The sequence below is a fragment of the Actinophytocola sp. genome (genome assembly GCF_036378875.1).
In the GTDB taxonomy this organism is placed as follows: Bacteria; Actinomycetota; Actinomycetes; order Mycobacteriales; family Pseudonocardiaceae; genus Actinophytocola.
This window is the reverse complement of the sequence record NZ_DASUVO010000081.1, coordinates 124,545-137,802: the sequence shown is the minus strand read 5'-3', so window position 1 is coordinate 137,802 and position 13,258 is coordinate 124,545. Positions and strand designations below refer to the sequence as shown.

Below are 13,258 nucleotides of genomic sequence, written 5' to 3'. Positions count from 1 at the left end.
GTCACACCCCGACCAGGCTGTCCTGCAGGCGGCGCAGCGTGGCGATCGTGGTCGTCTCGTCGATGGCGACGTCCGACGCGGTCAGCGCGGTCCCCGCCGGCACGTCCCGCACCACCCGCGCGCCGCTCACGAGTCCGAGCGGGATGTGCCCGCCGGCCTTCGCGTTCTCCGCGCTGTCCGTGACGCCGTACACGGTGTCCCCGCCGATCCCGTCGACCAGTTCGCCCGTCACGAGATCTCGTTTGGCCACCGAGATGACCTCCGCGTTCCACGCCGTCGGCGCGAGCGACGGGGTCCGGTCCAGCACGGCTTCCGCCACGGACAGCGGCGCCTCGATGCTCGCCAGGTGGTAGGGCCGGTAGAACGCGTAGTAGGGGCCCTTGCCCGCGCTCAGGTACGCCATCTCCGTGACCACGACGGGGTGGTCACTGCGCCCGATCACGAACACGCCCGGGGCGACGGGACCGGTGCAGTAGTCCACGACGCCGGCCTCCGGCAACACGCCACCGTCGGCCGCCGGCCTGAAGGTCTCGGCGAGGGCCTCGACGGTGCAGTGCGGGCCGGACATCCCGCGGGAGGGCACCTTCAGGTTCGCGCCGTTGGCGAGCGCCGCCATCTCGATCATCGTCTTCGAGCCGTCGACGAAGCTCGCCAGCATGTGCGGGTTCATGCCCTTCGCCTCGGCCGCCTCGGCCACCGACGCGGGGGTCGCGGCCGGGTCGAGCGGGTTGTTCTTGCCCTTGCCCGCGCAGACGACCTCGAACCCGATGTCCCGCACGTAGTCCACGAGGGCCTTGCACTCGACGGGCTCGTCGCCCCGGCACACGGTGTAGACGCGACCGAGGCGGGTGGCGAGGGTGGCGAGCAGAAGCCCGACGGTGACGTCACATTCGACGTTGAGCATCGCGATGTCCTTGCCGGCGAGCAGACCGTGGAACGCCACGCGGGCACCCACCTCGGGCACCCCGCTCGCGTCGACGAGCACGTCCAGCGGCAGGCGGGTCAGTGCGGTGGCGTCCTCGACGACCACGGCCCGGCCCGCGTCGACCGCCGCGCTCAGCGCCGCTGGGTCCGCGCCGGTCACCACGTCGTCCCGACCGGCCTGCGCGAAGGCACGAACTCCTCGCTCCGGCGCGATGTCGGCGATGGCCGCGACCTCCATGCCTCCGATGCGGCTCGCCTGGACCACGAAGCCGAGGCCCATCTGGCCGGCACCAACCAGGCCAACCCGAACGGGACGGCCGAGCTCGCGCTCCCTGGTCAGCAGCCGATCGACGTAGCTCATCCCGTCAGCCTCCGTTGGTTTGCACATTCGTGCACTCGATATGCACTGCGGTGCTTTCCTTGGTAGCACAGCAATTTGGCCGCACACAAGCCTGGCGACCTGCACAGATGTGCAAAACAGTCGAGGCGCCCCAGGTGGGACTCACCCAGAGCGCCTCGAGTTTTCTGAGAGTTATCGTGCGGCGGTGCGCAGCGCGCCGGCGTTGAGTCGGCTCGCCATGCCCAGTGCCTCGTGCACGGCCTTCGCGAGTGCCTTCGAACCCGCTCGTTGCTCGGCCGCCTCGACCGGACCGGCCAGCTCGGGCCGTTCCCGGAACCGGGCGAAGACGGACGCGCCCTCCATGGCGCGGGCCCTCAGCACCTGCCCGCGCCGCCGGTCGATCACCAGCAACACGATCGCGCCGCGTCGCCAGTGCTTGGCCCGGCCGGAGACCAGCAGCACACCGCTGCGGTTCTCCTCGGCGGCGAGCTCGTTCACGGCCCGCTGGTAACCCATGTGCTGCCGGTAGGTCAGCACCCCGGCCACCGCGAAGGCGCCGAGCAGCAACACGAGCCCCTGCCACGTCATGACAGCACCTCACCCGCTACGTGGCGCCGGAACGCTCCGCAGGCTCCGCTCCACCGGCGCCCTCCGCGGGCACGGTGCCGTCCTGAATATCGATGATTCGCTCCGCAAGCTCCGCTCATGAGGTACTCCCGCGCAACGAGAGCACGTCCCCGGCCGCCGGCACACCGATCGTGCCTCGGCCGTGCACGGCGCCGGGCAGCAGCGCCGTGCCGTCCTCCGGGTTGAGGTAGACGACGATGTGGCCGAGCGCGCGGAGGTTCTCGTCCGCGCGGTCGCCGACGGCGGTCACCTCCACCCGGTGCTCGCCGAGCACGAACTCGTCGCCGACGCGGATCTCCCGGTCCGGTCGGCCACCCGGGCTGTGGACGACGCTGACACTCTCCAGCGCGTCCGGGATCGGGTCGGCGTAGAGGATGACCACGCCGCCGTCAATCATGATCTCGGCCTCGTCGCCGGCCCGCAGGACCGTGCTCTCGTAGTACGCCTTCACGTTTCCTCCCCTACAACCCGAAGCTCACGGCCCATGCGATGATCACCGCGACGGGTGCGGTGATCATCCGGCTGATGAGCACAGCGGGCGTGCCGACCGCGACAGTCTCCGGTTTGGCCTCGCCGAGCGCCAGTCCAACCGGGATGAAGTCACAGCCGACCTGGCCGTTGATCGCGAACAGCGTCGGCAGCGCGTACTGCACGGGCAGTGCGCCGATCGCGATCTGGCTGCCCATCAGCGTGCCGATCACCTGCGCGATCGCCGCGCCGGGACCGAGAATCGGGGACAGGAACGGCAACGCGACGACGAGGCTGATCGCGACGAGCCCGAGCGGGTTGGTCGCGATCGGCGACAGCACCTCGCCCATCCACCTGGCCACACCGGTGTAGGTGACGATGCCGAGCAGCAGGCTCACGTACGCCATGAACGGCAGGATCGTCTTGAGTGTCAGGTCGATCGTCTGCCGGCCGGCGGCGAGCATCGTGTTGACGAACTTGCCAACGCCGGACCCGAACGACACGAACACCCCGGTGACCCGGTTGAACGCCTGCCCGAACCTGCCGTTGCCAGTGACGGTCGACGCGACCTCCCGAGAGGACGGACGCTCCGACCGCGGTGGCACGACGGGCTTCTCGACCGGCGCCGCCTCCACTGCCTCCACTTCGGACATCTCGACCTCGGCCACCCCGACGTCCGAGACGAACACGTCCTCGGTGATGAACTGGGCCAGCGGCCCACCCGGCGCGCCGGGGTAGACGTCCACGGTCGGGATGCCCTTGCGCGGGTACACGCCGATCCTGGCGGTGCCACCGCAGTTGATGACCACCGCGATCGTCTCGTCGTCCGGCACGCTGCTGGTGAAGCCGTCGACGGCCTCGGCGCCGATCAGCTCGGCGATCCTGGTGGCCACGGGGTGGATCCCGCCGCCGGTCACGGAGACCACCTTGGTGCGCTTGTCGTCCCGCCGCAGCAGCAGCCCGCGCCCCCAGCCGTTGGAGCCGGGCCGGACGAGCACCGCCGGCGTCACGTTGGTCTCGGTCATGACTGTCCCGCCTCCCCGGAATTCAATGTGTTGGTCACGTTGGGGAAGAAGAGTTCTGTTTGGTCACGTACTTGTGGCCGGTTTGCGTCACGTTCCCCTGAGGTGCGGTTGCGAAGCACTCGACCTGATCTCGCTTCCGAGGTTGGCACAAAGGATGTCATGACCGCACACCCGCCTTCTCGAACTCGCGGTCATAGTCGGCGAACACCTCGGACCGGCCGGTCCGCCTGATCAGCAGGGCGGTGATCTGCTCGGTCACCACGCCGCGAATGAAGATCACCACGATGCCGACGAGGAAGTACCGCAGTGCCAAGGGAACCGTGGACTCGCCGAGCTGGGTGACGCCGTTGGCGATGCCGAGCCACAGGAACAGCTCGCCCGCGTTGGCGTACGGGAAGAAGGTCGTCACCGGGTGCACGAAGGACACCGCGGAGTCGTAGAAGGCCGGCTTGAACCGCTCAGGAAGGTACCGGCCGAACGTGTAGCACATCGGGTTGGTGAGCATCAGGACGGCGAGCATCGGCATGATCGTGTAGCGGGTGATCCACCAGCGCGCCGACCACTGGACGGCCCGGGTGACGCGCTGCTCGCCGATGAACATCGTAAGTGCGTACATGAAGGTCAGCAGGACGATCAGTGTTGGCAGGATCCCGGTGATCAGGCCGACGAACTGCTGTCCTGAAGCATTGAACAAACCGATGAAATGCGAACCGAGCCATTCGAGGACGCCGAGCACACCTCCGCTCGACTCACCTCCCGGCTCGGCCGGCTGCTGCGCCATTACAGCAAGCACTTGCATTCGCGTGGCCTCCTTCTCGGGCCCCCTGCTTGATCTGTTTGCACTTATGTGCACACGCTCTTCACGTTGATGAGTGATGTGTGTAACATGCCGTCCAAAGTCGCGGCAAGACCCTCAGACGAACGAAGGAGTTCACATGCCGGAGATCCGGGTCAAGATCGCCTCGCCCGTCGGGTTGCACGCCCGCCCGGCCAGCCTGTTCGTGAAGGCGGCGGCCAAGCACCCCGGCCCGGTCTCGATCGGACGGCCGGGGGCGGAACCGGTGGACGCCCGCAGCATGCTCTCCGTGCTGGGCCTGGCGATCAGCCACGGCGAGGAGGTCGTGCTGAACGGCACCCAGGAGGCCCTCGACGAACTGTCCACCCTGCTGTCCTCAGTGGACTGATTGACATGCCTCCCCCACGCGACCAGCAGATCCTCGTCAAGGCGGCACGCCTGTACTACGAGGAGGGCCGGTCACAGAACGAGATCGCGACGACACTGCAGGTGAGCCGGTCTAGCGTGTCCCGGATGCTCACCGCCGCCCGGGAACGCGGCATCGTCCGGATCCAGATCAACGACCCCGCGGGCCGCGACCTCGACCTGGAAGGCGAGCTGACCGAGCGTTTCGGCCTGCGCGACTGTCGCGTGGCCGAGGTGCGCGGCACCGACCGTCCACTGGGGAGGGTCGGCGACCTCGGCGCCCGGTGGTTGCTGGAACGGCTCAAGCCGGGCCAGAAGGTGGCCGTGTCCTGGGGCCAGGGCGTGCAGGCCGTCGTCCGCCACATCCCGGACGATGGCGGTTACGACATCGAGGTGCTCCCGCTCGTGGGCGGGCTGTCCGCGGTGGACTCGGCGATCAGCGGCGAGGAACTGGTGCGAGACCTGGCCGCACGGCTGGGTGGCCGCTCCCAGCGACTCCTCGCGCCGGCGGTCGTCACGTCGAAGGCCGGCCGGGACGTGCTGCTTGCCGAGCCGGTCATCCAGTCCACTTTGGACGCCGCGAAACTTGCGAAGATCGCGTTGGTCGGCATCGGCGCGGTGGGCCACGGCTCGTCGGCGGCCCTTCTGGACGCGATGAACCTCAGCGCCGAGGAGCGAGCGGACTTCGACGCGGCCAGCCCCGTTGGTGACGTGTGCGCCCGCTTCTTCGACGGGGACGGCTCCCCCGTGACAGGCCCGGTCAACGACCGCGTGCTGGCCGTTTCCCTCGCCGATCTGGCGGCCATCCCGACTGTCGCGGGTGTTGCCGTCGGCCAGGAGAAGGCCGGTGGTGTGCTCGGCGCACTGCGTGCACGGGTGCTGGATGTGCTGCTCTGCGACACGGCTCTGGCCCGCGCGCTACTGGCTCGCGTGCGCTAGAGTTCACGGCGCTCAGTGGACCGCTTCCGCCACCCGCTGGCGGGCCTCCGTCGCGTCGCGCGCGGTGAGAGCCAGTTCGGCCAGATGTTCACAGTCGGCGAGGGTGTGGGCGGCCAGGGACAGTCGGACGGCGGGCAGGGCCGTCGGGGCCATGGACAGACTCGTCACGCCCAAGCCGGCGAAAACCAGTGCCAGCAAAGGATCGCTGGCCGCCTCGCCGCAGACACCCACTGGTTTGCCGACCTCGCGGCCCGCGCGTGCGGTCATGGCAACCAGGTCCAGCAGTGCCGGCTGCCACGGGTCGAGCAGACCAGCCAGCTCGCTCGCCATACGGTCGGCGGCGAGGGTGTACTGGCCAAGATCGTTGGTGCCCAGACTGGCGAAGTCACACTCCTCCAACACCTGCCGGGCACGCAGGGCCGCCGCCGGGACCTCCACCATCGTGCCCGCGACCGCCAGGCCGTGCGTGTGTGCCAGCTCCGCGAAGGCCGCCGCCTCGGCCGGGGTGGACACCATGGGCGCCATCACCCAGACGTCCGCGTCATGGTTCGACGCGGCCGTGGCGATCGCGGTCAGCTGGTCGGTCAGCATGGCCGGGTGACGGTTCGCCAGCCGGTAGCCGCGAACGCCGAGCGCCGGGTTCGGCTCGTCACCGTGATCGACGAACGCCAGTGGCTTGTCCGCGCCCGCGTCCAGTGTGCGTACCACGACCTTCCGGTCGCCGAACGCGGCGAACACGGCCGAGTAGGCGTGGACCTGTTCGTCCACTGTGGGCACCGTGGTTCGGTTCAGGTACAGGAACTCCGTGCGCAGCAGGCCAACGCCCTCGCTGTCCGCCGAGGCGGCCGCCGCCAGTTCACCTTCCGCGCCAAGGTTGACCAGCAGGGCGACCGCCACGCCGTCGGCCGTGCGACCCGGGCCGACACTTCCGGCCAGCGCACGGGCGAGCGCCGCCGCCCGCTCCTGTGCCCGTGCCACCTCGTCCACGGACGGCGAGATCACGACCGCGCCGGTGCCACCGTCGACCAGCACCGTCGTGCCGTCGGTCAGGTCACGGGCCGCCGGGCAGCCCACGACCGCCGGAATGCCAAGGGACTTCGCGAGAATCGCGGTGTGGCTGGTCGGGCCGCCGCGTTCGGTCACGATGGCGAGCACGCGCTCCCGGTCCAGCATCGCGGTGTCCGCCGGCGCCAGGTCCTCGGCGACCAGCACGAACGGGTGGCCCGGGGCGGGGATTCCCGGCATCGGCAGGCCCAGCAGGTTCGCCACGACCCGGTTCGCCACGTCGTCCAGGTCCGCGGCCCGTTCGGCGAGGTAGCCACCGGCCGCCTCCAACGCGGCGCGGAACCCGCCGAACGCCGCAGCCACCGCGTGCGGGAGCGAACGGCCCGCGGCCAACTCGTCGGCGATCTTGCTCTGCAGCGCCGGATCCCGAGGCATCATGGCCTGTGCGAACAGCACCGCCGACGCGGTGTCCCCGGCTCGCTCGGCCCGCGACTCCAGCTCGGCCGCGACCGCCTCCAGCGCTGCCGACGCCCGTTCGGCCGCACCGGCCGGGTCGGGCTCCTGGCCGCTGTCCTCGGGTAGTTCCGGTGGTGCCGCGAGCCGCGCCACCGGCCCGGCCGCCACTCCCGTGCTCACGCCGATCCCACCGCTCATGGCCTCGACCCTACCGGCCATAGTAGACACCGCAAAGGCGGGAACTCCCTTGTGCACCAACGTGCACTGTCACCCGCGGCCGAGTACCCGCACCTCGGACATGTTCAGCTCGGTCGGTGTGGTGGTCGCCAGCCATACCCGGACGTAGCGGCCGGTGGCGGGCAGGTCGATCGTCGTGGGCCTGCCGGCCTGCCCGGTCTCGTGGTGGCTGACGACACCTGGTGCGGCCAGCGCCTCGGCGAGGGTCGCCGGGAACGGGTCGTTCGACACCAGCACGTAGTAGTCCGCGACCCGTTCAGCACAGCAGTCCACACGGTTGTGGACCTCGACCGTCTCGACCGCGACCGGCGCGCCGAGGTCGACCTGCCACCACGGCTGCGGCTCGCCGCCGGACGTGGTGGAGAAGTTGAACAGGTCGCCGTCGACGGAGCGGGCCGCGACGTAGTCGGTCGACCAGTCCGAGACCTGGCTGGCGGCCTTGCCCTGCGACACGTTCACGAGCGGCGGCAGGCCAAGGTAGGCGTCGTGGGCGGCGCGGACGCGGTCGAGGAACACGTCGATCACGCCGTCGCCGATCTGCACGACGCCCTCGACCCGGTTCTCGCCGGGCACCGAGCGGATCTGGCGGGCCTGGCCCTCGAGCGCGTCCATGCGGTCGCGCGCCGCTGCCGCCGCCTCCGCGTCGTCGGCACGGACGGCGGACAGGACGTCCAAGCCGCGGCTCATGGCGCCGGTCCACAGTTCGGTGGCCCGCAACCAGTTCGCGGCGTCGTCGAGGAAGCCCTGGTCGTCGACCGTGGCACGGATGACCGCCGGTGCCGCGTTCAGCCTGCGGACATGGGCGCGCAGGTCGTCTGGTTCGCCGGCCTCGTAGTGCGGCCAGAACGCCGCGATCTCGGCGTTCAGCGCCGGCGCCTGCGGCTGCCAGGGCTGGGGCCCGAACGTCGGCGCGAGGTGGTTGAGGTCGAAGAAGTCCAGCAGGGCCTGGGTGCCGCGGCGGTCCCCGCCCGCGAGGTACGAGGCGGCCTCGCGCCAGCTCCGGTCACGGTCGTAGGCACGGTCGTGCCAGGAGAAGTCGGCCATGGTGAACTCGGCGACCTTGCTGGCCGCGGCCTGGTTCATGGGGTTGGCGACGATGCCGGCGACGTGGTCGGACAGGCCCGGCTCGCGGTGGTCGTAGGGCGCGAGCAGCAGCCGGCCAGCGGCCTGGCCGTAGTCATTGACGGGATAGTTGTCCCACACGAAGATCTTCCGCCCGAACAGCGTGGACGCGGCCTCGGCCTGGGCGACGGTGATGCTGGGCGGCACGACGTCGGTGCCGGTCCACATCACCAGGACCGCCGGGTCGAGCGTGGCCCGCAGGACCTGCTTGTAGGCGGTGTCGGTGAGGTCGCCGTACTCGGTGGGCACCATCTGCAGCGGGTAGGTGCCGGCGTGGGTGGCGACGAAGTTCCGTTGCACGTCGTTCAGCAGCTCGACCTGCGCGCGGCCGGCCGCCGCCCGACCGGGCGCGCCGTAGGTGGTCTGGTCGGCGGCGCAGTTCCACCGCGTGTAGCTGATGTCGTCGAGGGGAATGGAGAAGGCGCGTGCCCCGAGGTCGTACATCGCCTGGAGCTTCGCGGTGAGCGCGGCCCGGTCCTCGGCGCTCGAGTAGCAGATCGACACACCGGGCGAGAGCGCGTAGGTGAAGCGAACGTGGTGGGCGGTGGCCTCATCGACCAACTCGTCCAGCTCGGCGAGCTTGTCGGCCGGGTATGGCTCACGCCAGCGGTCGCGGTGGAAGGGGTCGTCCTTCGGCGCGTAGATGTAGGTGTTCGCCTTGACCTCGCCGTAGAACGCGAGCTGGTCGAGGCGTTCGGCGTGTGTCCACGGGGAGCCGTAGAAGCCCTCGATGGCACCACGCAACGGCATGGCCGGGTAGTCGCTCACCGCGGCACCGGCGACCCGCTGACGCCGCACGAACAGCTGCCGGAACGTCTGGACGCCGTAGTACTGACCGGCGGCGTCGGTGCCGCCGATCGCGATGGCGCCCTTCGTGACCCGCAGCGCACTACCTTCCGCGTGGTCGGGGACCGTGGTGTCGCCGAGGGCCCTGGCCACGTCGGGCCGGGTGGCGGGTCCCAGGTGGACGGTCAGCGGCGCGTGCCGCGCGACCCGCACACCGTGCTGCCGAAGTGTCTGCCGGAGCAGGTCGAGTGCCGCCGGGTCGGTGGCGTCGGAGACCGCGAGGCGGACCTGGTCGGGAAGGGTGACGTCCTGGCCGGCGCGCCGGATGTCCTGCGGTGTCGGTGACACCGTGGGCAGCGGCGTGGCCGCCTCAGCCAGGTGGAACGAGGCCAGGGTGACCACAAGGGACACCACGAGTGACGCCACGAGTGACATAGCCTTGCCGCGCACCGACATGGGAGCTCCGCCCTGCTGGTCCAGACCACGACAGCCGCAGCGTGCTTGACCGGACACGCGCTGTCAAGGGCGGTGTGATCAACTTTTACAGCGGGCGGACCACACAGTCGACCAGGTACGGGCTCCTGAAGTCGGTCCGCTCACCGATCCGCGCCCTGCCGTCCGACACGAAGCGGATCGACAGCGGTTTGCGGTGCTTGTTCGACAACGCCCGCACCAGCCGCAACACCTGGAGCATCCGCTCTGGGCGCTCGTCGACGCCCACCGGGTAGGTGTCGATGCCGAGACCGCTGTGCAGCGACAGGAACAGGTTGCGCTCGACGGTGAACTCGCCGCTCTCGTACTCGGCGGCCAGCGCGGCGTCCTCCAGGCAGGGCAGCATCAGACCGTTGAGACCGACGATCTTCGGGTTGTGCTCCCTGAGGAAGTCGGTGATGGTGAGGTAGATCGTCGAGGTGGCCGACTCCGGGAACGTCATGCCCAGCCGCCGCACGAACTCGACCAGACTCCCCTTACCGGCGCCGAACGGTGCCGGCGAACCGTCGATCCCCAGGAAACCTGGCTCGTCGCGGAACTCGTCGGCGATCTCACGCCAGCACGCCGCCATCGCCGACAGCCAGTCGTCGAGGGTGGTCAGACCGTCGGCCAGGTCGACCGCCTGCAGCCCGACGGCGAACCCGTCCTCCGCGTAGGTGGCGGACGGGAAGAACGGGCTGCTGGGCCGGTTGTTGAACGTGTAGCAGAAGTTGAAGGTGTGTCCGGGCCGTTCCTCGATGATCCGCCGTACGAGGTCGACGTGTTCCGGCTCGATCTCCTGGCCGGCCAGGTCGACGTTGAAGCTGACATTGCCGGCCGCGAAGAACGCGGGCAACTGCGCGAGCGCGGAGTCGAACGGCAGTCGACCGACGCTTGCCAACACGTCGGTGCCGTCGACCGTCCGAGCCAGCTCGGCGATGTCACCCCGGCCGCCGCACACCCGGGTCGTCTGGATCTCGTAGCCCAAGCCCCGCAGCCGCCCGGACAGCTCCGCCAACGAGTCGACGGCCCGCCCGTCCGGCTCGGCAACGAAACGACAGATGGTGCGAACGATCTTGCTCACCACGGCGAGCTTAGTGGCTCCACTCTCGGAAGCTGCCGGCGAGGCACGGCGCTGGTCGCCCACACCACTCCGGCGACGCAACCAAACTACCCAGAACCGCTAAAACGACCAAGCCTCAATCGCCGGCCAAATTGGGTTTTTTCCTACCGAGCAAAAATCCAGTTGCCATTTTTCAACTCGGGTCAAACAAGAGCCTTTTGGCCTATATTGTCACCGCTTTTCACGTGCCATTGTGAGCGCGTGCGGAAACAGAGCATCCGGCTGGCCGGCTACCGGGAGGACCCTCTTCTTTTCCTGCTGACATTGGGCGCGGCGGCGACGTCCATCGCCGCGTTGCTGGTGCATCTGTCCGGGCTGATCCGGATGCCGTACACACTGTCCTTCCTGACCGCGCCAGGCATGGTGTTCCTGCTGTGTATGACGATCTGGACGGGCCGCGTGGACCGTCCGCTGATCGTCAACCGGCTTCGTGTCGGATTTGTGGCGGGTCTTGCCGGTTTGCTGGCCTACAACGCGACCCGCTGGGTGGTCGGTGCGTTGCTGTCGCTCCACACGTCGCCGTTCTACTCCATCTACATATTCGGCGCGCTGATCACGGGGAAACCTGAGGACACGCTGGCGGCGGGCGTCGCGGGATGGCTTTACCACGTGAGCAACGGGGTCACGTTCGCGATCATTTACACGCTGGTCGCCGGGCCGGCCCGCTGGTGGTTCGGGCTTTTGTGGGGCCTGGTCCTCGAGACGGCGATGCTGGTGATCTACCCGTCGAGCGCCATTCTGCGCCCGCCCGCGCTGGCCCCGTTCGTCATCGTGAGCCTGATCAGCCACGCGCTGTACGGCTCGGTCGTCGGGGCGGTGGCGCAGCGCCACGCACGACCACGGCCTGGAGGGTGACACATGGGAAAACGTGGCGTCCTGGTGTTCGCGATCTATGTGGTCTTCATCGCCTGGCTGGACTGGATCACCCACCGCAGTGTCGTGTTCGTCATCGTGGTGGGTGGCGGGCTCATCGCCGCGGCGCTGTACAAGTCCCGCATCGGCAAGGCGATCATGTCGGCGGAATGGGCTCGACAGTTCGTCGAAGTGTGGGACAAGACGCCACCGCGCGTTCGGCAGCTGCTGGTGTCACTGGCGCCGCTGCTCTACTTCCTGTTCCGCGGGCAGGGCACCTCGGGCGCCGGCGTCGTCGTGGTGCTCGCCGCCCTGATGGTGGCCGGTGCGGTGATCTTCCTCGGCAAGGAGATCGACAGTCGGTTGACGGGTTTCTACGCCGCACGTGACCGGGTTCTGGCCCGGGGCCTTCGGATGGTGCTCGCGCCGGTGTTGGGCATCGTGATCGCGTTCCTCGTCGTGCACGGCTCCGTCTCGGACATCCCGGCGTTGTTCGGCGGCCAGACCTCCACTCCCCAGTCCCCCGCCGGCCTCGCCGGTCCGATGTTCCTGGCCACGCTGCTCGCGGGAGCGTGCACGGTCCTGCTGCTGCGGGAAGGCGGTGAACCACGATGATCAGGCGGATCATGGCGGCACTCGCCATCGCGTTCGCCGCGACGGTGACGTTGGCACCCGTCGCCGTCGCCGACAACTGCGACATCTTCATCAACCCCGAGGACTGCCAGAACACCGGCTGGACCATCGGGACGATCGCCACCGTGACCGGCGGGGTGGCGGTCGCGACCGTCGCGGTCATGACCGCACAGAGCAACCAGCCACCGACGCCGCCGACGCCCCCGCCGGTGCCGCCGCCCTGGACGCCACAACAACCGCCGCGGCCACCTCGACCGTCCAGATCGTCCAGATCGTCCAAGGACGACGAGCCGACGATCGAGGGGGTGGCGGTACGGCCGGGTTTCGCCGAGTCGACGACCACCGTGTACCCGGAGGGCGACCCTGGCCCCGCCTTCTCCCTGCGGTTGGTGGTGGGCCGCGATCCCGGCACACAGACCGTCCAGGAGGTTCCCCATGGTCCCCACTGAGCTCGGCCGCGGCGCGACCGCGCGGTCCGTGGTGTTCGGCGACGGCAGCGACGAGGCGCTGCTGAACCGGATGCGTGCGAACATGCCCCCGGGCGGCATCGCCGAGGCCAGGCTTCGTGACCGCCGCGAAATGCAGCCGGCGTCCTACCGGCTGCTCAACGGCAGAATCCTCGAGACCGCGCTGGGCTTCCTCAGCGAGGACATCAGCGCACCCTTCCTCGCCGGCCTGAGCAAGTACCGCGCGCTGACCCAGGCCGCCCGTGACACGCTGGCCGACCCGAACCAGGCCGAGGTGCTGGTCACCCTGGTCGACCCGTACGAGATCACCTCCACACACAAGCCGTACATCGCGCTCGTCGTCGACGAGTCGGAGTTCGCCCGGGTCACCTTCGACGTCACCATCGTGTTCGGCATGTTCTCCACGGCCGTGGCCGTCCGCCGGGGCGCGATCGAAGCGGTCGAGACCGAGGCGTGCTCGGTCTCCGTCACACTGACGCTGGAAGGCTGGCAACCGCCGCTGCTCACCCGCAGCCTCCGCCTCCCGATCCGGCTTCCGGTACGCCCACCGGTGCCGATCCCGCTGCCACCACAGCCCTGAGG

At 69.4% G+C, this 13,258-nt stretch carries 14 protein-coding genes; 6 read left to right on the top strand and 8 right to left on the bottom strand.

What is annotated here, in order from left to right:
* Position 1: 1 nt before the first annotated feature.
* The 5 genes from VF106_RS23520 to srlA form a co-directional block, all read right to left on the bottom strand.
* Positions 2-1,285 carry an NAD(P)H-dependent oxidoreductase gene (locus VF106_RS23520; protein WP_330841966.1) on the bottom strand — a complete coding sequence of 428 codons (1,284 nt, stop codon included), beginning with the start codon at positions 1,283-1,285 and terminating at the stop codon, positions 2-4.
* 171 nt (positions 1,286-1,456) lie between these two features.
* The gene (locus tag VF106_RS23515; protein WP_330841965.1) at positions 1,457-1,852 is read right to left on the bottom strand and encodes a transcriptional regulator GutM; all 396 of its coding nucleotides are present in this window, start codon (positions 1,850-1,852) and stop codon (positions 1,457-1,459) included.
* A 115-nt stretch (positions 1,853-1,967) separates the two neighbouring features.
* Positions 1,968-2,342 (bottom strand): PTS glucitol/sorbitol transporter subunit IIA, encoded by a 375-nt coding sequence (locus VF106_RS23510; RefSeq protein ID WP_330841964.1) that lies wholly within the window; start codon positions 2,340-2,342, stop codon positions 1,968-1,970.
* 10 nt (positions 2,343-2,352) lie between these two features.
* The gene (gene srlE / locus VF106_RS23505; protein WP_330841963.1) at positions 2,353-3,384 is read right to left on the bottom strand and encodes a PTS glucitol/sorbitol transporter subunit IIB; all 1,032 of its coding nucleotides are present in this window, start codon (positions 3,382-3,384) and stop codon (positions 2,353-2,355) included.
* Between the two features lie 157 nt (positions 3,385-3,541).
* Complete coding sequence (srlA, locus tag VF106_RS23500; RefSeq protein WP_330841962.1) at positions 3,542-4,183, bottom strand: PTS glucitol/sorbitol transporter subunit IIC; 642 nt, start codon at positions 4,181-4,183, stop codon at positions 3,542-3,544.
* Positions 4,184-4,319: 136 nt separating this feature from the next.
* Here srlA and VF106_RS23495 point away from each other — a divergent pair, with 136 nt between their 5' ends.
* The gene (locus tag VF106_RS23495; protein WP_330841961.1) at positions 4,320-4,568 is read left to right on the top strand and encodes an HPr family phosphocarrier protein; all 249 of its coding nucleotides are present in this window, start codon (positions 4,320-4,322) and stop codon (positions 4,566-4,568) included.
* Between the two features lie 5 nt (positions 4,569-4,573).
* On the top strand, positions 4,574-5,524 hold the full coding sequence (locus VF106_RS23490) for a sugar-binding transcriptional regulator (protein ID WP_330841960.1): 951 nt from the start codon (positions 4,574-4,576) through the stop codon (positions 5,522-5,524).
* A gap of 12 nt (positions 5,525-5,536) precedes the next feature.
* On the opposite strand, the gene ptsP is transcribed toward VF106_RS23490, so the two are convergent.
* From ptsP to VF106_RS23475, 3 genes are all read right to left on the bottom strand, one after another.
* Complete coding sequence (gene ptsP / locus VF106_RS23485) at positions 5,537-7,183, bottom strand: phosphoenolpyruvate--protein phosphotransferase (RefSeq protein ID WP_330841959.1); 1,647 nt, start codon at positions 7,181-7,183, stop codon at positions 5,537-5,539.
* Positions 7,184-7,252: 69 nt separating this feature from the next.
* Positions 7,253-9,586 carry a glycoside hydrolase family 84 protein gene (locus VF106_RS23480; protein ID WP_330841958.1) on the bottom strand — a complete coding sequence of 778 codons (2,334 nt, stop codon included), beginning with the start codon at positions 9,584-9,586 and terminating at the stop codon, positions 7,253-7,255.
* A gap of 85 nt (positions 9,587-9,671) precedes the next feature.
* The gene (locus VF106_RS23475; protein ID WP_330841957.1) at positions 9,672-10,685 is read right to left on the bottom strand and encodes a DUF711 family protein; all 1,014 of its coding nucleotides are present in this window, start codon (positions 10,683-10,685) and stop codon (positions 9,672-9,674) included.
* 240 nt (positions 10,686-10,925) lie between these two features.
* Between VF106_RS23475 and VF106_RS23470 the strand changes: the two genes are divergently transcribed.
* Genes VF106_RS23470 through VF106_RS23455 form a run of 4 tightly spaced genes read left to right on the top strand, consistent with a single transcriptional unit; the run spans position 10,926 to position 13,256 of the window.
* Entirely contained in the window at positions 10,926-11,579 is a 654-nt protein-coding gene (locus tag VF106_RS23470) for a DUF6789 family protein (protein ID WP_330841956.1), read from the top strand.
* A gap of 3 nt (positions 11,580-11,582) precedes the next feature.
* Entirely contained in the window at positions 11,583-12,191 is a 609-nt protein-coding gene (locus VF106_RS23465; RefSeq protein ID WP_330841955.1) for a hypothetical protein, read from the top strand.
* Positions 12,188-12,658 (top strand): hypothetical protein, encoded by a 471-nt coding sequence (locus tag VF106_RS23460; protein ID WP_330841954.1) that lies wholly within the window; start codon positions 12,188-12,190, stop codon positions 12,656-12,658. Before VF106_RS23465 ends, VF106_RS23460 begins: the two co-directional genes overlap by 4 nt.
* A complete protein-coding gene (locus VF106_RS23455; RefSeq protein WP_330841953.1) occupies positions 12,645-13,256 on the top strand; it encodes a hypothetical protein in 612 nt (203 codons plus the stop codon). Before VF106_RS23460 ends, VF106_RS23455 begins: the two co-directional genes overlap by 14 nt.
* Positions 13,257-13,258 lie beyond the last annotated feature (2 nt).